The organism is Nonomuraea recticatena (genome assembly GCF_039533245.1).
GTDB classification, from domain to species: Bacteria; Actinomycetota; Actinomycetes; order Streptosporangiales; family Streptosporangiaceae; genus Nonomuraea; species Nonomuraea roseola.
Genome location: NZ_BAAATE010000013.1, coordinates 202,041 through 221,129 on the forward strand (window position 1 = coordinate 202,041; position 19,089 = coordinate 221,129).

24 protein-coding genes are annotated in these 19,089 nt (G+C 69.6%); 9 read left to right on the top strand and 15 right to left on the bottom strand.

Annotated elements, in window-relative coordinates; genetic code table 11:
* Positions 1-38 precede the first annotated feature (38 nt).
* Entirely contained in the window at positions 39-3,257 is a 3,219-nt protein-coding gene (locus ABFX50_RS25285; RefSeq protein ID WP_346149812.1) for an AfsR/SARP family transcriptional regulator, read from the top strand.
* Here ABFX50_RS25285 and ABFX50_RS25290 read toward each other — a convergent pair.
* Entirely contained in the window at positions 3,245-4,441 is a 1,197-nt protein-coding gene (locus ABFX50_RS25290) for a serine hydrolase domain-containing protein (RefSeq protein WP_346149813.1), read from the bottom strand. The genes ABFX50_RS25285 and ABFX50_RS25290 overlap by 13 nt on opposite strands.
* Before the next feature lie 342 nt (positions 4,442-4,783).
* On the opposite strand from ABFX50_RS25290, the gene ABFX50_RS25295 reads away from it, so the two are divergent.
* The 5 genes from ABFX50_RS25295 (at position 4,784) to ABFX50_RS25310 (ending at position 7,525) form a co-directional block, all read left to right on the top strand.
* A complete protein-coding gene (locus tag ABFX50_RS25295; protein WP_346149814.1) occupies positions 4,784-5,212 on the top strand; it encodes a hypothetical protein in 429 nt (142 codons plus the stop codon).
* 275 nt (positions 5,213-5,487) lie between these two features.
* Positions 5,488-5,907, top strand: a complete 420-nt coding sequence (locus tag ABFX50_RS25300) for a hypothetical protein (RefSeq protein ID WP_346149815.1) — start codon at positions 5,488-5,490, stop codon at positions 5,905-5,907.
* A gap of 2 nt (positions 5,908-5,909) precedes the next feature.
* Positions 5,910-6,134 carry a helix-turn-helix transcriptional regulator gene (locus tag ABFX50_RS25305; protein WP_346149816.1) on the top strand — a complete coding sequence of 75 codons (225 nt, stop codon included), beginning with the start codon at positions 5,910-5,912 and terminating at the stop codon, positions 6,132-6,134.
* A 146-nt stretch (positions 6,135-6,280) separates the two neighbouring features.
* A complete protein-coding gene (locus tag ABFX50_RS51390; RefSeq protein ID WP_428834705.1) occupies positions 6,281-6,523 on the top strand; it encodes a DUF4386 domain-containing protein in 243 nt (80 codons plus the stop codon).
* Between the two features lie 30 nt (positions 6,524-6,553).
* Complete coding sequence (locus ABFX50_RS25310) at positions 6,554-7,525, top strand: NAD(P)-dependent alcohol dehydrogenase (protein ID WP_346149851.1); 972 nt, start codon at positions 6,554-6,556, stop codon at positions 7,523-7,525.
* 26 nt (positions 7,526-7,551) lie between these two features.
* On the opposite strand, the gene ABFX50_RS25315 is transcribed toward ABFX50_RS25310, so the two are convergent.
* Entirely contained in the window at positions 7,552-8,013 is a 462-nt protein-coding gene (locus ABFX50_RS25315) for a VOC family protein (RefSeq protein ID WP_346149817.1), read from the bottom strand.
* Positions 8,010-8,597, bottom strand: a complete 588-nt coding sequence (locus ABFX50_RS25320; protein ID WP_346149818.1) for a DinB family protein — start codon at positions 8,595-8,597, stop codon at positions 8,010-8,012. The genes ABFX50_RS25315 and ABFX50_RS25320 overlap by 4 nt, the downstream gene beginning before the upstream one ends.
* A 60-nt stretch (positions 8,598-8,657) precedes the next feature.
* Between ABFX50_RS25320 and ABFX50_RS25325 the strand changes: the two genes are divergently transcribed.
* Positions 8,658-9,656: a helix-turn-helix transcriptional regulator gene (locus ABFX50_RS25325; RefSeq protein WP_346149819.1), complete on the top strand. Its 999-nt coding sequence runs from the start codon at positions 8,658-8,660 to the stop codon at positions 9,654-9,656.
* Between the two features lie 33 nt (positions 9,657-9,689).
* Here the strand turns inward: ABFX50_RS25325 and ABFX50_RS25330 are convergent, their stop codons facing one another.
* The 5 genes from ABFX50_RS25330 to ABFX50_RS25345 form a co-directional block, all read right to left on the bottom strand.
* On the bottom strand, positions 9,690-9,962 hold the full coding sequence (locus ABFX50_RS25330; protein ID WP_346149820.1) for a hypothetical protein: 273 nt from the start codon (positions 9,960-9,962) through the stop codon (positions 9,690-9,692).
* Between the two features lie 138 nt (positions 9,963-10,100).
* On the bottom strand, positions 10,101-10,385 hold the full coding sequence (locus tag ABFX50_RS25335; RefSeq protein ID WP_346149821.1) for a putative quinol monooxygenase: 285 nt from the start codon (positions 10,383-10,385) through the stop codon (positions 10,101-10,103).
* 93 nt (positions 10,386-10,478) lie between these two features.
* The gene (locus tag ABFX50_RS51395) at positions 10,479-11,090 is read right to left on the bottom strand and encodes a transposase (RefSeq protein WP_379506390.1); all 612 of its coding nucleotides are present in this window, start codon (positions 11,088-11,090) and stop codon (positions 10,479-10,481) included.
* 114 nt (positions 11,091-11,204) lie between these two features.
* Complete coding sequence (locus ABFX50_RS25340; RefSeq protein ID WP_346149822.1) at positions 11,205-11,432, bottom strand: aldo/keto reductase; 228 nt, start codon at positions 11,430-11,432, stop codon at positions 11,205-11,207.
* A 13-nt stretch (positions 11,433-11,445) separates the two neighbouring features.
* Positions 11,446-12,057 carry an NADPH-dependent FMN reductase gene (locus ABFX50_RS25345; protein WP_346149823.1) on the bottom strand — a complete coding sequence of 204 codons (612 nt, stop codon included), beginning with the start codon at positions 12,055-12,057 and terminating at the stop codon, positions 11,446-11,448.
* A gap of 104 nt (positions 12,058-12,161) precedes the next feature.
* Between ABFX50_RS25345 and ABFX50_RS25350 the strand changes: the two genes are divergently transcribed.
* On the top strand, positions 12,162-12,797 hold the full coding sequence (locus tag ABFX50_RS25350) for a TetR/AcrR family transcriptional regulator (protein WP_346149824.1): 636 nt from the start codon (positions 12,162-12,164) through the stop codon (positions 12,795-12,797).
* 269 nt (positions 12,798-13,066) lie between these two features.
* On the opposite strand, the gene ABFX50_RS25355 is transcribed toward ABFX50_RS25350, so the two are convergent.
* The 7 genes from ABFX50_RS25355 to ABFX50_RS25385 all read right to left on the bottom strand — a co-directional run bounded on the left by ABFX50_RS25355 (position 13,067) and on the right by ABFX50_RS25385 (position 18,574).
* Positions 13,067-13,654, bottom strand: a complete 588-nt coding sequence (locus tag ABFX50_RS25355) for an isochorismatase family protein (protein WP_346149852.1) — start codon at positions 13,652-13,654, stop codon at positions 13,067-13,069.
* A gap of 302 nt (positions 13,655-13,956) precedes the next feature.
* Positions 13,957-14,538, bottom strand: a complete 582-nt coding sequence (locus ABFX50_RS25360; RefSeq protein WP_346149825.1) for a TetR/AcrR family transcriptional regulator — start codon at positions 14,536-14,538, stop codon at positions 13,957-13,959.
* Positions 14,525-15,955, bottom strand: a complete 1,431-nt coding sequence (locus ABFX50_RS25365) for an FAD-dependent monooxygenase (RefSeq protein WP_346149826.1) — start codon at positions 15,953-15,955, stop codon at positions 14,525-14,527. The genes ABFX50_RS25360 and ABFX50_RS25365 overlap by 14 nt, the downstream gene beginning before the upstream one ends.
* 97 nt (positions 15,956-16,052) lie before the next feature.
* Positions 16,053-17,333 carry an RNA polymerase sigma factor gene (locus tag ABFX50_RS25370; RefSeq protein WP_346149827.1) on the bottom strand — a complete coding sequence of 427 codons (1,281 nt, stop codon included), beginning with the start codon at positions 17,331-17,333 and terminating at the stop codon, positions 16,053-16,055.
* Positions 17,330-17,668 (bottom strand): YciI family protein, encoded by a 339-nt coding sequence (locus ABFX50_RS25375; protein WP_346149828.1) that lies wholly within the window; start codon positions 17,666-17,668, stop codon positions 17,330-17,332. The genes ABFX50_RS25370 and ABFX50_RS25375 overlap by 4 nt, the downstream gene beginning before the upstream one ends.
* 54 nt (positions 17,669-17,722) lie before the next feature.
* The gene (locus ABFX50_RS25380; RefSeq protein WP_346149829.1) at positions 17,723-18,121 is read right to left on the bottom strand and encodes a VOC family protein; all 399 of its coding nucleotides are present in this window, start codon (positions 18,119-18,121) and stop codon (positions 17,723-17,725) included.
* A 246-nt stretch (positions 18,122-18,367) separates the two neighbouring features.
* Positions 18,368-18,574 carry a DUF6463 family protein gene (locus tag ABFX50_RS25385; protein ID WP_346149830.1) on the bottom strand — a complete coding sequence of 69 codons (207 nt, stop codon included), beginning with the start codon at positions 18,572-18,574 and terminating at the stop codon, positions 18,368-18,370.
* Positions 18,575-18,581: 7 nt separating this feature from the next.
* Here ABFX50_RS25385 and ABFX50_RS25390 point away from each other — a divergent pair, with 7 nt between their 5' ends.
* A complete protein-coding gene (locus tag ABFX50_RS25390; protein WP_346149831.1) occupies positions 18,582-18,761 on the top strand; it encodes a hypothetical protein in 180 nt (59 codons plus the stop codon).
* Positions 18,762-19,089: the final 328 nt, after the last annotated feature.

Sequence of the window (19,089 nt, forward strand, 5' to 3'; positions counted from 1 at the left end):
GACCGGCGCCGCCTTCCCCAGCTGGCACACTGCTGGCCATGGCAGATGCGATCGAGGCGTCCGGCGACAGCGGAGGGGTGCGCGTCGGCGTCCTGGGTCCCCTGCTGCTGGACACCGCCACCGGCCCGACACCGGTCGGGGGCGCGCGACTGCGCGCGTTGCTGGCCCGGCTGGCGCTGGAGGCCGGGCGTGCCGTCCGGCCCGAGACCCTGGCCGAGGCGCTGTGGGAGGAGGCGGCACCCGCCGACCGCCTGCACGCGCTGCAGTCGCTGGTGTCCCGGCTGCGGCGCCTCCTGGGCGAGCCGGGGCTGCTCACCTCGGGCCCTGCCGGGTACCGGCTGGCCGTCGAGCCGGACGCGGTCGACGCCGTCCGCTTCGAGCGCCTGGCCCGCGCGGGCCGGCGCTCGCACGCGCAGTCGCGGCCCGCCGAGGCTGCCGCCACCTTGCGCGAGGCCCTGAGCCTGTGGCGCGGCCCCGCCCTGGCCGATGTGCGCGAGGCGCCGTTCGCCGCCGCCGAGGCCGAACGGCTCGAGCGGGCCAGGCTGGCCGCCCTGGAGGACCGCATCGAGGCCGAGCTCGCGCTGGGCGCCGACCTCGACCTGCTCTCCGAGCTCGAAGCGCTGACCGCCGCGCACCCGTTGCGCGAACGGCTGGCCGCCCAGCTGATCCGCGCCCTGGCGCTGAACGGCCGCGGCGCCGAGGCGCTGGCCGCCTACCAGCGGATCCGCGACCTGCTGGCCGACAGTTTCGGCGGCGATCCAGGACCGCAGCTGCAGGAGGCCCACCTGGCGGTGTTGCGCGGCCAGCTGCCCCGCTCCCGCCGATCGCACGGCAACCTCGACGTCCCGCTCACCAGCTTCGTGGGCCGCGACGACGACGTCCGCCGCGTGGCCGACCTGCTCGGCCGAGGACGGCTGGTCACCCTGGTCGGCCCCGGAGGAGCGGGCAAGACCCGGCTGGCCAACACCATCGGCCGGCAGCTCACGCCGTCCGGCGGGGTGTGGTTCGTCCCGCTGGCCCCGGTCGGCGCCGACGACGTGCCCCGCGTGGTGCTCGAGCTGGTGCGGGTGCGCAAAGAGAGCCCGCCGCCGCGGCCCGTCACCGCCGAGACGGTCCTGGACCACCTGGTCGACACGCTCGCCGACGACGACCTGGTGCTGGTGCTGGACAACTGCGAGCACGCGATCGAGGCCGCCGCGAGGCTCGCAGGGGCCCTGCTCGGCCGGTGCCCGAGGCTGCGGGTGCTGGCCACCAGCCGTGAACCCCTGCGCATCGACGGCGAGACCCTGCACCCGGTGCTCCCGCTGGAGCTGCCCGAACAGGGAGCGACGCTCGAGCGGGCCCGCGCCTGCGCCGCGGTCCGGCTGTTCCACGACCGGGCCGCCGCGGTGCGGCCAGGCTTCACCGCCGAAGGCAGCGCGCTGACGGCGGCGATCGAGATCTGCCGCCGCCTGGACGGCCTGCCGCTGGCGATCGAGCTCGCCGCGGCACAGGTACGCGCTCTGCCGGTCGAGGCGGTCGCGGCACGGCTGGACGACCGCTTCAGGCTGCTCACCGGGGGCAGCCGCACCGCACTGCCGCGCCACCGGACCCTGAGCGCCGCGGTGGCCTGGAGCTGGGACCTGCTCGACACCGACGAGCGAGCGCTGCTGGAACGACTGTCGGTCGTGCCCGGCGCCTTCACCGAGGACGCGGCGGAGGCGATCGCCCGGTCGGGCGAGGTCCGGCAACTGCTGACGGCGTTGGTCGACAAGTGCCTGCTGCACCCGGTGGAGACCGCCGACCCGGTCGAGCCGCGCTACCGCATGCTGGAGACCATCCGGGAGTACGGCCTCGAGCGACTGGCCCGGCGTGACGAGGCCGACGACGCCCGCGGCAGGCACGCCGCCTTCTTCCTTCAGCTGGCCGAGAGCGCGGACCCACACCTGCGCACCTCCGACCAGCTGCGCTGGCTGGTCCGCCTGTCCGCGGAACGGGACAACCTGTCGGCGGCGATCCGCTGGGCGGTCGAGTCCGGCGACACCGACCTGGCGGTCAGGTTCGGCGTCGCGCTGTGCTGGTTCTGGTTCCTGCGCGACAACCCGCCGGAGTCGCTGGACCTGCTCGGCCGGATGATCCAGGCGCGCGGCTCGACCGACCCGCGGGCCCGCGCGCTCGTGGTCGCCGCGCACGCGCTCGCCACCGTCGAGACCATCAGCCGGCCGGACGAGGCCGAGGCTGCCTTCGACCGGATCGGCAAGGCGTTGGAGCACGTCACCCCCGGCACCCACCCCATCGTGGAGATGGCCCGGCTGGCACTCGCCGTAGGCTCGGCGGAGCGAGCCGCACCGGACGTGCCCGACTCCCCTGACGAGCCGACCGATCCGTGGAGCCGGTCGTTGACGCTGCTGGTCCGAGGCGTGCTGACCATGAACACCGGGCGCGCCGCCGAGGCGACGCACGTGCTGTCGCGCGCGCTGACCGGCTTCGAGGAAGTCGGCGAGCGGTGGGGCCTGGGCATCACGCTGAGCACCCTGAACGCGGCGTTGCAGCGGGCCGGCGACCCGGCCGGTGCGGCGGGACTGGCCGAGCGGGCCGGCCGGTACTTCCAGGAACTCGGCATGCCCGAGCACACGATGGAGAGCGAGGTGGCGGCCGCACTGCACCGGGCCCAGTCAGGCGACGTGGACGGCGGGCGGCGGCAGCTGACCGGCCTGCTCGACCAGGTCGCGCAGGCCGGCTCGGCGGAGTCACGGGCTCAGGTGTGCCTGGGCCTGGCACGACTGGAGTGGCGCGCAGGCCGGCCGCAAGCGGCCCGCGAACACGCCGGGGCCGGTCTGGCCGAGGCGCCACCCGGCCGGTCGACCCCGCACCTGGCCGCGTTGCTGCTGGGCGTGCTCGCCCAGGTGGACCTCGCGCAGGGTCTCCCGGAGGAGGCGGCCCGCAGGCTCGACCACCCGGCGGTGCACCTGACGCTGACCTGGCAGACGCCGGTCGCGGCCTCGATCGCGGTCGTGGCCGCCGCGATCGAGCTGTGCCGCGACCGGCCGGAGCGGGCGGGACGGCTGCTCGGGGCCGCCACCGCGCTGCGGGGCCGCGACGACCTCGACGACATCGACGTGCGGATGATCGCACAGCGGGCCACCGCCGCCCTGGGCGCCGCAGGGTTCGCCGCCGCGCACGTCGCGGGCGCGCTGATGTCGCGGGCCGAAGCCGAACACCTGGTGTCCGCGATCATCACCGCACCCGCGGCCGAGCGCGCCGCTCAGCCGGCCTGAGCCGCGGCCGGCACGGGCTTGCCGAACATCGTGCAGGTCACGGCGCCTTGGAGCGCCTGCGCGGCCTTGGCGATCTTCGGATCGGCCTCGAACTCGGCCCAGAACTCCGTCGAGATCAGGACGGTCGCCGTGCGGCTGCCGGTGCGGTCGGCGAGGTTGGTCGTCAGGTAGCCGGGCATGCCGCCGTCGTGCCCCCAGAACGTGCCGCACGGGGTGGCGCCGGTCTGGATGCCCAGCCCGTAGCCGGGACCGTCCGGCTGGCGTGAGTCGATCGGCACCGTGGTGCGCAGCTGCGCCATCTGGGCGGCGGGCAGCAGCTTGCCGGACAGCAACGCGGTGTGGAACCGGGACCAGTCCTGCGTCGTGGACACCACCGCCCCGGCCGCCCCGCCCCACCCCGGGTCGTTGTCGGAGACGTCCACGTGACCGTGCCGGCGCTCGCCTGCCAGGTCCCTGAACTCGGCCGGCACACCCGGCGGCATGTGGGCGGCATCCCGTTCGTAGCCGTGGGCATGAGAGCCACGCCAGGCCGAGCCCGCGGCGTAGTAGGTGTGCCCGAGGCCGAGCGGCCTGGCGATCCGGTCCCGGACCAGCTCGGCCAGGCCCACCCCGGTGACCCGCTCCAGGACGGCGCCGAGCGCGACGTAGCCGGTGTTGCTGTAGGACCACTTCGTGCCCGGCGCGAACAGCGGATCGTGCTTCACCCCCACGGCCAGCAGCTGCGCCGAGGTCCACCGCCGCCGGTCCTTGCCGAGCATCGAGGGCCGGATCGCGGCGTCGTCGGTGTAGTCGAACAGGCCGCTGGTGTGGTTCAGCAGCATGCGCAACGTGATCGCCCTGCCGCCCGGCACCTTGCCCGGCAGCCACTTCTCCACCGGGTCGGTCAGGGAGAGCTTGCCCTCGGCGACCAGCTGCAGCACGAGCGTGGCCACCATGGTCTTGGTGTTGGACCCCATCCGGAACTCGTCCCCCACCTTGAGCACGTGATCTCGTCGGGTCCAGGGGGCCTGCTCGGCGATCTCGACCGGACGGCCGCGGCCGTCGTCGACCCGCACGATCACGCCGGGCGCCCCGGCCTCCACCAGCTTGCGCGCCAACTGCTGGAGCTGGGCGCGCCGCGCGGCGGCGTCACTCGAGGCCGCGGACGGCGTGGCCGCGGCGGCTGCCGGGTGCGCCGCGGCCACGGACAGACCCAAGGCCAGCGCCGACGCCGTGACCGTGCGCGGCCAACGCGGCCGTGCAGCGCGATGCGAGGAAAAAACATGTGATGACATCGACCCGTTCCTCCGGGTTGTAGGCGACGCGGACGACCTCACCCTCCAGCCCGCCACTCACAAACCGCACTCAGCACGCTGTCAGCCACCCCCCAGGCACCCCCCAGCACCGCCGGCTCGGCACGCCGTCGGCCACCTCGAAGATCGCGTCCGTCATAAATGATCTTAGAACGCATAGAGTATTCGATCAGTGACTATGGGTAACTATCGCGACGGAAGATCGGATCATCACCCACAGAGGGACACATCAGCATGTACAAGCACGTCATCCCGGTGCTGACCGCCGCCACCACGGGCCTGCTCCTGTTCGCGGGGCCCGCCGCCGTGGCCTCGTCATACCAGACGCCCGTCAACGCCGCCGGGCGGTCGGCCGCCGACTTCCCGGAGCCGGACAAGGGCCACAAGGGATTCTCCGGATGGGAGCGCGTGGTCTCACCGCTCACCAGCGTGGCACCCGGGCAGCTGGGGAGGGTCGTCGAGGTGTCGTGCGGCGAGGGCAAGCGAGTCCTCGGCGGCGGCCACATCATCGAGTCCGGAAACCGCGTCCAGGACCGGGACGTGCACGTGGTCGCGAGCCGGCCCAACGAGGCGGGCAACGCATGGCAGATCGGGGTCACGAACCTGTCCGCCATCAGCTACGGCGTCAAGGCCTACGCGATCTGCGCCAACGTGGGCCAGTGACGCGAGACCGCGCCGCTCACGTGCGTAGGCATGTCCACCAAGCCCGCGACATGGGCTGAGCAGGGACCGTCGCCTCGTCGGCCGGGCACTTCCGGCCGGCGGGGCGACGCGCGTTTCGACGGAAACCGCCTGGTCGGGGCGGACAACAGGGAACACCGCTTCCACGGCCAACGCGGCGACCCCCACTAGCAGAAGTTAAGAATCGTTGACATCATGTCCGCCCTGCTTTACGTTGAACCATGTCAGGTTTGTTTTACATGGGAGCAGGCACCGACATGTCATTCGAAGAAAAACGCGCATGGATCTATGCCGCGATCGCGGCCGGCGTTCCCGTGATCTACTTCGCGCTCATCCTGCGCCAGATCCCCACCACCGACGTCACACAGATCGCCTACGTGGGCCCCATGCTCGCCGCCATCGGCGGCGCCATCGCCGCCAACATCATCACGACCATCGCCGCCGCGCTCGCCTCCCCCAAGGAGGCCGACAAAAAGGACGAACGCGACAAGCAGATCAACCGGCTCGGCGAACACATCGCGTTCTACGTCATGAGCATCCTCGCCCTCATCCCGCTCGGCCTCACCATGGCCGAATCCGCCCCCTTCTGGATCGCCCACACGCTCTACCTGGCATTCGTCCTGTCCGCACTCACCTCGTCGATCGTGAAGATCGTCGCGTACCGCCGAGGCCTCTGACCGTGCCCAAGCCCACCAAAGTCACCAACTCCATCCGAGCCCTGCGCTTCACCCACGGCGAGATGACACAGGCCGACCTGGCCGAACGCATCGGCGTGACCCGCCAGACCATCATCGCCATCGAACAGGGCCGCTACTCCCCCTCACTGGAAATGGCCTTCCAGATCGCGCGGGTCTTCCAGGTGCCACTCGACGACGTCTTCCAATACCCCGACACCCAGGCATAGCCGCCACCCCCTCGCCGCCGCCGGCCGTACCCCAAACCAGGGCAAGTCATGCGCTCACCCCAGCGCCTCGCCAGAACCGCCGGACTCCTCTACCTGATCGTCGCCCTCTTCGGCGGCTTCGCCCACCTCTACGTACGCGCCAACGTCTGGGATACCTCACCTACACCTCCCGCCTGTTCCCCCGCCCCCTCGGCGTCCTCCTCAGCGCCGGATGCGCCGGCTACCTCCTCGACACCCTCACCCTGTTCCTGGCCCCGGACCTCGGAGCGGCCCTGAACCCCTACCTCGTCACCCCCGCCGCCATCGCCGAGATCACCATGCTCTTCTGGCTCCTCGTCAAAGGCGTCAAAACCCCGCAACAGGACGGCCAAGCCCCCCTCCCCGCCTGAACCACACCGAAAGGCAACGACGTGACGACCATGAAAGCGATCTTCCGAGACACCTACTGCTCACCCGACGCGCTCAAACTCGGCGACATCGACAAACCCACCATCGGACACGACGACGTGCTCATACGCGTCCACGCCGCCGGCGTCGACCAAGGCGCCTGGCACCTGATCACCGGCCTGCCCTACCTGCTCCGCCTGGCAGGCTACGGACTACGCACCCCCAAAACCCGCATACCCGGCCACGACGTCGCAGGACACATCGAAGCAGTCGGCGAAAACGTGACCCGCTTCCACCCAGGCGACGAAGTGTTCGGCACCTGCCACGGCTCCTTCGCCGAGTACGCAGGCGCCCACCACGACGCAATCGTCCTCAAGCCCTCCACCATCACCTTCGAACAGGCCGCGGCGCTGCCCGCCTCCGCCTGCGCCGCCCTCCAAGGCCTCCGCGACAAAGGACGACTCCAGCCCGGACAGAAAGTACTGATCACCGGAGCAGGCGGCGGCGTCGGAACCTTCGCCGTACAACTGGCCAAGGCATACCAAGCACACGTCACAGGCGTCTGCCGCACGACCAAGACAGAACTGGTCCGATCCATCGGCGCCGACGACGTCATCGACCACACCCGCGAAGACTTCACCGACAGGCCAGACCGCTACGACCTCATCCTCGACACCGCAGGCAACCGCCCCCTCACCCACCTGCGACGCGCCCTCACCCCCACGGGCACACTCGTCATCGTCGGAGGCGCGCAGACAGGACGATGGACAGAAGGCGCCGGCCGCCAACTCCGAGCCGGAATGCTGTCACCCTTCACCCGCCAGAACCTGACCGGGCTGATGTCGACACCCCGCCGACAAGACCTGCAGACCCTGACAGAACTCATCGAGACCGGCAAACTCACGCCGATCATCGACAGAACATACCCACTGAGCCAGGCCCCGCAGGCCCTCCACCACCTGAGAAGCGGCCACGCGAGCGGCAAGATCACCCTCACCGTGTGACACGCGGCCACACGAACCGAGCCACGTCAGTCCAGGCAGAACTCGTTGCCCTCAGGGTCGGCCATCACGATGAAACCCGCGCTCATCGGAGGAGCAGGCTCGTGGCGACGCACCCGCCTCGCACCCAGCCCGACGAGCCGGTCGCACTCGACCTCCAACGCCGCCATCCGCTCCTCCCCCCGCAGCCCAGGAGCCGCACGAACGTCCAGATGAACGCGATTCTTGGCGACCTTGCCCTCCGGCACCTGCTGGAAGAACAACCGCGGCCCCCGACCATCCGGATCCTCAAGCGCCGAACTCGAGTTGCGCTGCTCCTCCGGCACACCCACCCGCGCGAGAAACTCATCCCACGCCGCCAGCGGATCGGCATCCCCCGGCAGATCTACCCCAGGCGGGCCAGGATGGACATAACCCAGAACATCGCGCCAGAAACACGACAACGCCCGCGGGTCACGCGCATCGAAAGTGACCTGAATGTCGCGGCTCATCGATCTTCTCCGTTCGTCACAGACTTCGTGTGCACGTAGAGGTCCCGCAGCAGGCAGACCTCGGACAGATGGTGAATCAGCTCCCGATGAACATGCAGCACCAGATCCGCCATGGGCGCCTCGGGAAAGGGCTCCTTCTCCCCCACCGCAACCGGAAGCCCGGCCTCACCCAAGCCCCCCACCCCCGCCAGCCAAACCTCCAGCTGAGCCTCGAGCTGGCCGAGCGCGGCGGCCGCGCCACCGGCGTACTCCCACGACTCATACGACGCCGCCGGCGCGCCGAAATGCGCCGCATTGCGCGCGGCCAGCACACCGACGATGACATGACCGAGCCGCCACGCGATCGTCGTGAAAGCCGCAGGAACCGGCTCAGGAAAGGCATAGTCCAACGTGAAGTCCCCAGCCCCCACCTGCACAGGCGCCGCCGAACTACCACGCGGCCGCACACTCCAGGCATCCGGCACCGGCGACCAGAAATACTCCTCGTCGGTAAGGCCCTCGAGCCGGGCCCGGACCTGATGGTTCCAATGGAACTCCCACTGCTCACGCAGCGTCCGGTTCCAGTCCAGTTCGTCCGCATCCATGGAACCACCCTGACACCCCTAGCGGACAGCATCGGTCCGCTATCTGGCAGGCTTGGCCACATGGACGCGGCAACCAGCGAAGAACGAGGAACGACAGAGCGAGTACTCACCCTCCTCGGACTCCTGCAGCAGCGCCAGGTCTGGACCGGCCCCGAGCTCGCCGACCGGCTCGGCGTCACACCGCGCACCGTACGCCGAGACATCGAGCGGCTACGCACACTCGGCTACCAGGTACAAGCCAGCCAAGGCGTCGGCGGCGGCTACCAACTCGGCCCAGGACAAGACCTGCCACCCCTGCTCCTCGACGACGAAGAGGCGATCGCCACCGCGGTCTCCCTGCTCACCGGCGCAGGCGACGCCGTCACCGGCGCCGGCGACGCCGCACTCCGGGCACTGACCAAGCTCGACCAAGTCCTGCCCACCCGGCTACGACACGAAGTCCGCGCACTCTCCGCCTCAGTCGAGTCCTTCGGCGGAGGCCGCACACCAGCCGACCCCGAAATACTCATGACGCTGGCCAAAGCCTGCCGCGACCAGGTCGAAGCCGGCTTCGACTACCCGGCAGGAAACCAGACCCGACGACGACGCGTCGAGCCATACCGCCTGGTCGCCTCCGACCGCCGCTGGTACCTCCTCGCCTACGACCTCGACCGCGACGACTGGCGCAACTTCCGCGTCGACCGCATGACCCAGGTGTCCGCACGGACCTGGCGCTACCACCCACGCCCGGCCCCCGACGCGGCCACCTACGTCCAGGAGAGCGTCGCGAGCCGGGTCTACCCGCACCAGGCGCGCTTCCTCGTGCACGCCCCCGCCGACACGGTGCGCGCACAGATTCCACCCTCGGCGGCCGTCGTACGACAACGCGGGAGCGACCTCTGCGAAGTGACCAGCGGCGCCGGCAGCCTCGACTTCGTCCTCATGCACGTGCTCCTCCTGGGGCACGACTTCGAGGTACTCGACCCCCCGGAACTAAGAAAGCGCTGCCACGCACTGGCGGAGAAACTGCTGTCAGCCGGAGCGACCACCTCACCGGCTCCGGACAAGAAGGAGCCATGAACCGCGCCGCTCCCGACGCGATGAGATCACCCGCTACATGCAGATGGGAACGCAGACCAGCTTTCCCTGCCAGAACCAGCACCGCTCGCACGGATCGAACCCCCGCTCACCCTCCGCCGCGACCGAGGCCCCCTCCATCCCCAAAGGCGCCAGCAGACTCGAGAGCTCCCCCTCATCGCCCGCCTCGACAGCGGCGCTGAACCTGCCCTCGAAGTCCTTGTCATACCTCAGCAGGACGGCCAGCTCGTGGAACTGCCGAGCGTGACGCAGCAGATCATCGGCCGTCGGCCGCGCATCGTTGGTCATGCCGCGAGTCTCCCCCGGCGGAAGCCCCCGAAGCCTGCCCAAGGACAAATATGTGTCCAAGGTCAACACCGGCGTGAGGCCGCCATGGCCCCTGACAGGGACCAACGCCACCACGCGCCCACGCCCACCCCGGCCCGATCAGGCAGGGCCGACACCCGAGATCTCATAGCGAGCCACCTCAGCGGCGCGAATCACCGCCGACTGATCGTCGCTCGGCCCGGAGCCGCGGAAGGCGTCGAGGCTCTCCCCGGACTCCCACCGCTCATAGACATTGATCCGGCCTGTCTCGACGAGGTCGGCGCTGAGCGCGAAGTCGAGACAGCCGGACGAGGCCCGTGCCTGTTCGACCACGCTCACACAGCCCCGCAGGTAGTCGTCGCGGCTATCGGGATCGACACTGATCCAGCCCGAAATGATGATCACGCCGCCATCATACGAACCGCTCGTGTCCGCCTGGTCCTTTGTCACTGTGGTTGTTTTTGGGCCGTGATTTGGAGGTGTAACAGCCGGACGCCTTTACAAAGTAGAACAATTCACTCGGCACGCCATGTGGCCTTGGCGACAAGGGTCGATCTTCTTGCCGGTTCGACAACGACGCCCGGTCAGGCCGGTCGGGGTCACAGGTCTGCGCCATGCCCTTCTCCCTGGTGAGCAGGTGGCCCCCTTGTAGCCACTCCCCTCCCCCGAGGAGCCGTCGGCCAGGGAGCGCGAGCAGCTCTTCCACCTGGACCGCCGCGCTCCAGGCTCCGCCCGCTCCCCTGCTCTATGGTTCGCGGCCCGCCGCACCCAGCAAAGTGCTGTGCTCTGGTGGGCCCGGTTGATCGTGGAGTCCACACTCGCCGTCCAGCCGATCTTCCCGGCGGCGTCCGCATGCGCCTGCAACGCTGCCAGGATCTTCGCCCAGGTGCCATCACACTGCCAGCGGCGGAACCGGCCATACACCGTTGACCAGGGCGCATAGAGCTCAGGCACGTCCCGCCACGGCGCGCCGGTCCGGATCCGCCACCGGATCCCGTCGATCAACTGCCGCCTGCTCCATTTCAGCGGACGACCGCGGCCCGAAGGGGCAGATAACAGCGGTTCCAGCGCTGCCCATTGCCCGTCAGTCAGGTCGTGCCGCCTCGTCACCGCTACGCCGGCCAGCCCAGTCTCCGCAGGCTGGCCTCCAGCGACAGGGTGAGGTTCTTGCGGTGGCTGCCGGCGCCGTTGGGGTCGCCGCCGTCGAGCCAGACCGAGTACTTGCTAGCCACCACGAACCGATCGCGGCGACCCCGCCGGCAGTTCGCCCAGGATGGTCTCGCTCCGGCCGCCGGAGTAGAAGTTCGCGGTGTCGATAACGTTGCCGCCCGCTTCGCCGTACAGGTCGAGAATGCGGCGGGCCTCCTGCGGCGAGGAGCAGATCTGCTCCTCGCCGAACGTCATCGCGCCGAGGAAGACCTCGGAGACCCGCAGTCCGGTGCGGCCCAGCACCGCTAGCGCATGCTCACGCGGCCACCGTCTGACCGGCCGCCGCACGCAGCGGCTTGAGTGCCCGGGACCAGGCGATCACCTCGTCGAACAACTCGTTCAGGGTCGGCTCCTGGTGCGGGCCGGGGGCGATGATGCCGGGCTCGGCCGGGTCGGTGATCTCGAAGTCCGTGAAGACCGACAACGCCACCTGGGTGCGCACGTTGGCCACCTGGAGCTCGGTCATGACCTGCCGCAGGTGCTCCACGGCACGCACGCCGCCGTGCACCCCGTGGCTGACGAAACCGGCCGCCTTGTTGTTCCACTCGGCGAACAGGAAGTCGATGGCGTTCTTCAGCGCGGCCGGGGCCGAGTGGTTGTACTCAGGGGTGACGAAGACGAACCCGTCGAACGACGCGATCGTCTGGGCCCACTGGTTGGTGTGGGCGTGGTGGTAATCGCCGAACAGCGCGGGCAGAGGCTCGTCAAGTACCGACAGCCCGTATTCGGCCAGGTCGACAACCTCGAACGTCGCCTCCCCTGCGATGACAGCGGGGTGACGGTTGGCGACCTCGGCGACCCAGCGGGCCGCGACCGCGGTACGGCGGCGCGGGCGGGTGCTGCCGATGACAAGGGCGATCCTGATCATGCTTGTCCCTCCTCATTGCGGACCGTAGTGGCCCGACGTGAGGTAAAGTACAACGTGCATGGCAAAAAGTAAAACGATGACTGTAAAAGTGCTGGAGGATCTGGATGACCAGGGAAAACACCGCGAAGACGCGCCCTCGCGGCGGGCTGACCGGTAAGCGGCAGGCGATCCTGGACGGCGCCCTGACGGTGTTCGCCCGCGACGGCTTCACGCGCGCCAGCATCGACGCGATCTCGGCTGAAGCCGGAGTGTCCACCCGGACTATCTACAACCACTTCACCGACAAGGCCGGGCTGTTCCTGGCCGTGATTCAGGAGAGCGCCACTCGGGCGGCCGACGTGCAGATCGCCGTCATCGACCGCCATCTACGCAAGATCACCGATGTGGAGGCCGACCTCATCGAGTTCGGGCTGGACTGGGTGACGCCGAGGCCCGACAGCGCTGCCCACTTCTCCCTGGTCAGACAGATCAACGCCGAAGCGGGCCACATTCCTCAGGAAGCGATCGATGCCTGGCAGCAGACCGGGCCGCGCCGCGTCCGCCGTGAACTGGGCCGTCACCTGCGACAGATGGCCGACCGGGGGCTGCTGCGGATCGACGACCCCGACCGTGCGGCCCTACACCTGTTGCTGCTGATCTCAGCCGAACTGCCGGCCCACCATGCCGCTCTGCCCACCGATGAGCTCACCAAGACAGTCGCTGCAGGCATCCACACCTTCCTGCACGGTCACCTCCGCTGAGTGCCGTGCAGGCGCGATACCGGCCGCTGAGGAGGATCGGCGCGGAAGTCGGTGGTGGGAGGGCAGGCAAAGGAGGCCAGAAAAGCGGGCGGGTTCGGCGGCCTGCAGCCGAACGGTCCATAGGCCGAATCGGGGGTTCCGGTAGCAATGGCGAAATTTCCAACGGATATGCAGGTCGGAGCCCTGTAAGCCCCTCCGAGCTCAGCCTGGAGGACGCCGCTGACCTGCATATCTGTTGTTTCCTGCCGCCGTTACTAACGGGACCCCGTTCAGGCGACGACCGGTTCGCCGCTCAGCGCGACACCGGCCCGGCGCAGTTCGTCGAGTGCGGTGCGGGTGGTGTCGGCGGCGACGCCGGCGGTGTAGTCGAGCAGGACCCGCACCGTGAAGCCCGCGCGCGCTCCGTCCAGAGCGGTGGCCTTCACGCAGTGATCGGTCGCGATGCCGACGACATCGAGTTCGGCGATTTCACGGGCCTTCAGCCAGGCTGACAGTGTCGTGCCGTCCTTGGTCGAGCCCTCCAAACCGCTCTTGGAGGCGGAGTTCGCGCCCTTGAAGAAGACCTCGTCGACGTGTCCGGAGTCGACGGCGGGCGCGAAATCCGGATGGAACTCGCTTCCCTCGCTGCCGAGGACGCAATGCACGGGGAAGGAGTCCTGGAAGTCGGGGTTGTCGGAGAAGTGGGCGCCTGGGTCGATGTGGTGGTCACGGGTGGCAACGACGAAGGCATACTGCCCGTCGGCGCGCTGGACCAGATCGGCGATGGCCGCGGCTCGGTCCGCGCCGCCCTTCACCGGAACGCTACCGCCCTCACAGAAGTCCTTCTGCACATCCACGATGATGAGCGCACGACTCACGGAAAATCCCCTTCCCTCGGGTGAACCGCGGCGAATCACCCTTCCGCCGGTGGGTGGACACGCCTCTCGCCGGACGGTCACCGACCGGCATGGCGTGCATGGCAACACGGCTCACCGCTCCAGATTCGGGCCACATCCGCCCGATTATGACTGTGAGTGTAAGTATACTCACTATGCGTGGTCGCATGTTGGTGGCATAAGGGGCTAGACGAGTAAGTCCTATGTCAGGGTCAGTGGTCGGAGGCGATCAGTGATCAGGTGATGGGGCCGGCCGGTGGCACGGTTGTGCCAGATGGCGGCGGTCAGGTAGCTGTCGGCGTTCGATGGTGGGCCAGGAGAGCCCGTACGGCGGTGCGGATCGACTCGCCCGGGGCGTCGGGGATGCCAGTGGTGAGGGCGGTGAACAGGATGCCCAGCACGCTCATCTCCAGGAGCATGGCGTCGTCCTCGCTGATGTCGATTCCGGCGGCGCGGCATTGGCGGACGATGAGGTCGCTTCGGCCGTGCAGGGCGTCGGTCAGCGTGTGTCGCAGGCGGGGATTTCTGGTGCTCTCCAGGTGCAGCTCGAACAGGGCCAGCGGATCGTGCCGGCCGCCGGTCAGCATCGTGGTCAGGACGGCGACCAGCGCCTCCTCCAGATCGGCGGGCGAGATCGGCCGGACAGTGTAGGCGTCCACGCGTTCGCCGAGCCGGCGGGTGATCCGCTCGATGACCCCGTCGAGCAGCGCGTCGCGGGTGCGGAAGTAGCGCGAGGTGGTGCCGGCCGGCACGGCGGCGGCGGTGTCGACGGCCCTGTGGGTCAGCCCGCGTGACCCCTGCTCGGCCAGCACCGTAATGGCCGCGTCTGCCAGGTGGTCGCGGCGCTGTGGGTTAGGCGGCGGCATGGTCACCTTCTCCGTTGGGGTGGTCGGCCGGGCCACACCATTTCACCAGAGCCGCTTCGATACCGGTGTGATCTCCGGCCCAGGCCACGTAGCCGTCCGGGCGGATCAGCGTCGCCTCGGGACTGGTGCCGTCAAGAGGTCTGGCCGCCCGTACGCGATTGCGCCAGGAGGTCGGCACGCCCTTGTCGGAGAGCAGGACGAAGGTGCCGGCGCGCAGCGCTTCGTACAGACGGCCCGCATCCGTCGGGCCGTCGGCTGCGCGGCGCCCGGCCAGCGGGTGGGCGCCCGGCTCGCCGGGCGGGTAGGCGAACTCCAGCCCGGACAGCCTTCCGAGGATACGGCGGCGGCCTGGACCGGTGTGGAGCAGGGTCGCCATGACGCGCCGGTTGATCTCCAGGCGTACTCGTGAGCCGCTGAGCACCAGCCCGGTGAGGTGGTCGGTCATGGCAAGGACGGCGGAGCCGACGGGGTGCCGTTCGGCGTGGTAGGTGTCGAGCAGCCAGGGTGGGGCCCAGCCGTGCAGTGTGGCGGCAAGCTTCCAGCCCAGGTTGGCAGCGTCCTGGATGCCGGTGTTCATGCCCTGGCCGCCGATGGGTGAGTTCACATGGGCGGCGTCCCCGACGAGGAAGACCCGCCCCGACCGGTAACTGCGGGCCTGGCGGCGTTCGGCGGTGAAGCGGGAGAACCAGCGCGGCTCGCTCATGTCATAGTCGGTGCCGGCGATGTGCCGGAACGCCTCGCGGATCTGGGCGAAGTCCGGGTTGCTCTGCTGTTCGCGCAGCCATGCGCCGACCCGGAACCAGCCGTCGCCGAAGGGAAGGGTCACCACCACGCCCTGGGTGCCGACCTGCGTGATGGGTGGCGGCTCGGAGGTGGGGATGCGGACGTCGGCCAGCAGCATGGGCAGGCTGTAGGCCGCGCCGTCGAAGCCGACGTCGATCAGGTCGCGGACAGTGCTGTGGGCGCCGTCGGCGCCGATGACGTACCCGGACTCCAGTTCGCCTCCATCCTCGAGCCTCAGCCGTACGGAGCCGGCGTCCTGGGTCAGGCCGACCACATGAGCGTTGCGGCGGATCTGCACGCCGAGCTCGGCGGCGCGCTGCTGAAGGAGCTTCTCGGTGCCGTTTTGAGGCACGAGCAGCAGCATCGGGTATCGCGTGTCGAGCCGCCCGAAGTCGACCCGTGAGGCGTAGGCGGGATACACCGTCCTGAGTGGGTTGCCTCCCGCGACCAGTTCGTCGCCCATGCCTCGCGCGTCCAGGAGCTCCAGGGCGCGGGCGTGCAGACCGAACGCTCGGGTGACGTTGGACTCGCTGTCGCGCTTGTCCAGGATCGTGCAGGACACGCCCGCCAGTGCGAGCTCGCAGGCGGCCATCAGCCCAGTGGGGCCGGCCCCCACGATGACGACGTCATGCATGACACCCTCCATTCGCTACAAGTGTATCGCTACATTTATAGCGTACGGATGCCGTTCGCGCCCCTGGCAGTCGCGCAGCTGAACGCCCCGCCCGCGGTCAGTTCCAGGTGAGCCGCTCGGCCAGCAGCGCCTGCTGAGCGGGGTTGGCGGTCAGATCCAGCGCCCGCTCGTCGCAGGCGCGCGCCTGCTCGGCCTCGCCCAGCTCACGCAGCAACTCGGCGCGGGTGGCGTGCCACAACCCGTAGGAGACCAGGTCGTGTTCCAGCGCGTCGACTTCGGCCAGCGCCGCCGCGGCCCCGTGCACGCGGCACAGGGCGATCGCCCGGTGCAGCCGAGTGACCGGCGAGGGCGCCAGGTGCAGCAGCATGTCGTACAGCACCAGGATCTGCGCCCAATCGGTGTCCTCGAACGACCGCGCCTCGGCGTGACAGGCCGCGATCGCCGCCTGCAGCTGGTACGGCCCCGGCCGGCGGTGCGTCCGGGCCACCCCCGTCAACAGCGCGGTCGCCTCCTCGATGGCGTCATGGTCCCAGCGGGAGCGGTCCTGATCGGCCAGCAGCACCAACCGGCCGTGCTCGTCGAAGCGGGCCGCGTCGCGGGCCCGGTGAAGCCGGATCAACGCCAGCAGCCCGCCCACCTCAGGCTCGCCCGGTGCCAGACCCGCCAGCAGAGCGGCCAGCCATTCGGCGTCGTCGACCAGGTCACGCGCCCGCGCCCGTTCGGGCGTGCTGGACAGGTAGCCCTCGTTGAACAGCAGGTAGATGACCGCCAGCACCGAGGCCAGCCGCTCCGGCAGTTCCTCGGCCGCGGGGACGCGGTAGGGGATGCCGGCCTGGCCGATCTTCTTCTTCGCCCGGGTGATGCGCTGGGCCACCGTGGCCTCAGGAACCACGAACGCCGCGGCGATCTGCGCCGTGGACAGCCCGCACACCACCCGCAGCGTCAGCGCGATCCGCGCCGCCGGAGCCAGCGCCGGATGGCAGCAGGTGAAGATCAGCCGCAGCCGGTCATCGGTCGCCTGCGGCTCCGGCCAGCGCAACTGGGCCAGCTTGGCCCGATAGTTCGACTCCCGGCGCAGCACATCCAGCCCCCGCCGGCGTGCCACCATGTACAGCCACGCCTGCGGCCGCTCCGGAATCCCCTCCACCGGCCAGCGGCGTAGCGCGATCTCGACGGCGTCCTGCACCAGGTCCTCGGCGGCGGAGAAGTCGCCCAGCAGCGAGATCAAGCTCGCCGCCAACCGGCCCGCGTGCTCACGCACCACGCGGGCCAGCACGCCTCCGCTGTCTCCGCCCAGGTTGGCACCGGCGCGGCCGGGCCGCTCGCCGAGAGAGCCGCCGGCAGGCTCGGCGGCGGGCTGGTCTGCGGGGCCGGTCATGAGGCGGGGCGGATCTCCACGATCGGACAGGCCGGCCACGAGCGGGCCAGCTTCAACGCCTCGTCCAGATCGGCCACCTCGACCTCGGCGAACCCGCTCACCACCTCCTTGCCCTCCATGTACGGCCCGTCGGTGACCACCGGCTCGGCGCCGTCCAGGCGCAGCGTGGTGGCGGTGTGCACCGGCCCCAGATGCGTATGGTGCGTGATCACCTCGGCGTTGTCGGCGAACCACTGGCCCACCGCCTCGTAGGCCTGGCGCTGCTCCAGCTCGCCCATCGCCTCCAACTGCCGGGAGAACTGCTCGGTCTCGATGAACATCAACACGTACTTCACCTTGCTGAACCTCCTGCTCGACGATGACGTACCCGGTACCTGCCGTGCCAGATCTCAGCTGGACGGAAGGGCGGCATACAGGTCGACGCCGCACCCGTCCGGGTCGGCCACCGTGGCGTAACGCATCCCCCAGAACGCATCGAACGGCTCGGCGATCCCGCGATAGCCGGCCGCGACGAGCTCGGCGTACGTGGCATCCACCCCCGCCGGGGTCTCGAACTGGAAACAGAGCAGGGTGCGCGGGCCGCCGGACGGCCTGCTCCAGCCGGGCAGGAACGGGGTACGAAAGCCCTCGGTGTCGAGCATCACGTGCAGCCCGTTCGGCAGGTCGCAGCCGGCGTGCTCGGGCGAGTAGTCGTCGATCTTGAACTCCAGCCCGAGACGGGCATAGAAGGCGATCGAGGCGTCGAGGTCGGACACCACGATGTCGATGGTGTTGAGCGTCGGATTCATGATCGTGTTTCCTGTCTTCCTGGTCGGTCGTGCCCGTGCGGTGCCGCCTTGGCGGCAACCCGGACCGGGGCCTTCACCAGCACGACGATCGGCGCAGGCCTCGATACGACATCTGCCGGCACGGACTTTCGTCCCGCCTTCTCAACTGACCCCCGACCTCGGCGCGGCTGCAGGCGTAGCGACCCAGGAAGTTGACGCGGCCCGGAAGCGGACACCTCCAGGGTGGTGGCGGCTTCGGTCGGAGGTCTACGCGCCTGGCTTGGCGGCCGGGTCATGGCGGGCCGCACGCAGGGCAAGCACTCCGATGGCCGTCAGGAGCACGCCTCCAGAGACAGGCTGGATGATCGTCATCGGCACACCTGCGGCCAGGAGATAGCCGCCGATCTGGGCGGGCATGCGACCGGTCGTCTTGACGGCCCACCGGGCGAACGTGCCGAAGGCGAGGAATCCCATCCCGGCCATGAAAAACCAGACGAGCACCGTCTCAACGCTGAACGCCGGCTACCACCTGGCGTTCGGCGTCGGTGCGGGCCTCCTCGTCACCGCCGTCATCGTCGGCTTCATCATGCTGCGCTCCGGACCCGCAGGGCCGCCGCAGCCGACCCAGGTCGAGGAGGCCGCGAACGCCGCCCAGTCCTGACCCGCCGAGCATCGAAAGAGAGCAATGACCGCCTCCCCCCAGACGGACCGACCCGTGACGACCAACCCCACTACGTGGCGTTTCAGGGGCCTCGCGGTCGGTGGCGCGATGCCGGCCACCAGCCTGTGTGGCGAGGGACCGGCCGTGAATGATCGAGCCAGTGGTACTACCGCCTCCGGGTGTAGCCGGCACTTTCCGCGCAGGCAGCCAACGGTCGCCGGGAGACTGCCACCTTCGTGGCGCGACAGAACGACCCTCGGCCGTAGGCCCTGAATAATATCGCGACTGTCAGTAGTCATTTGACTACAATGAGATGTGAACCTCGGGG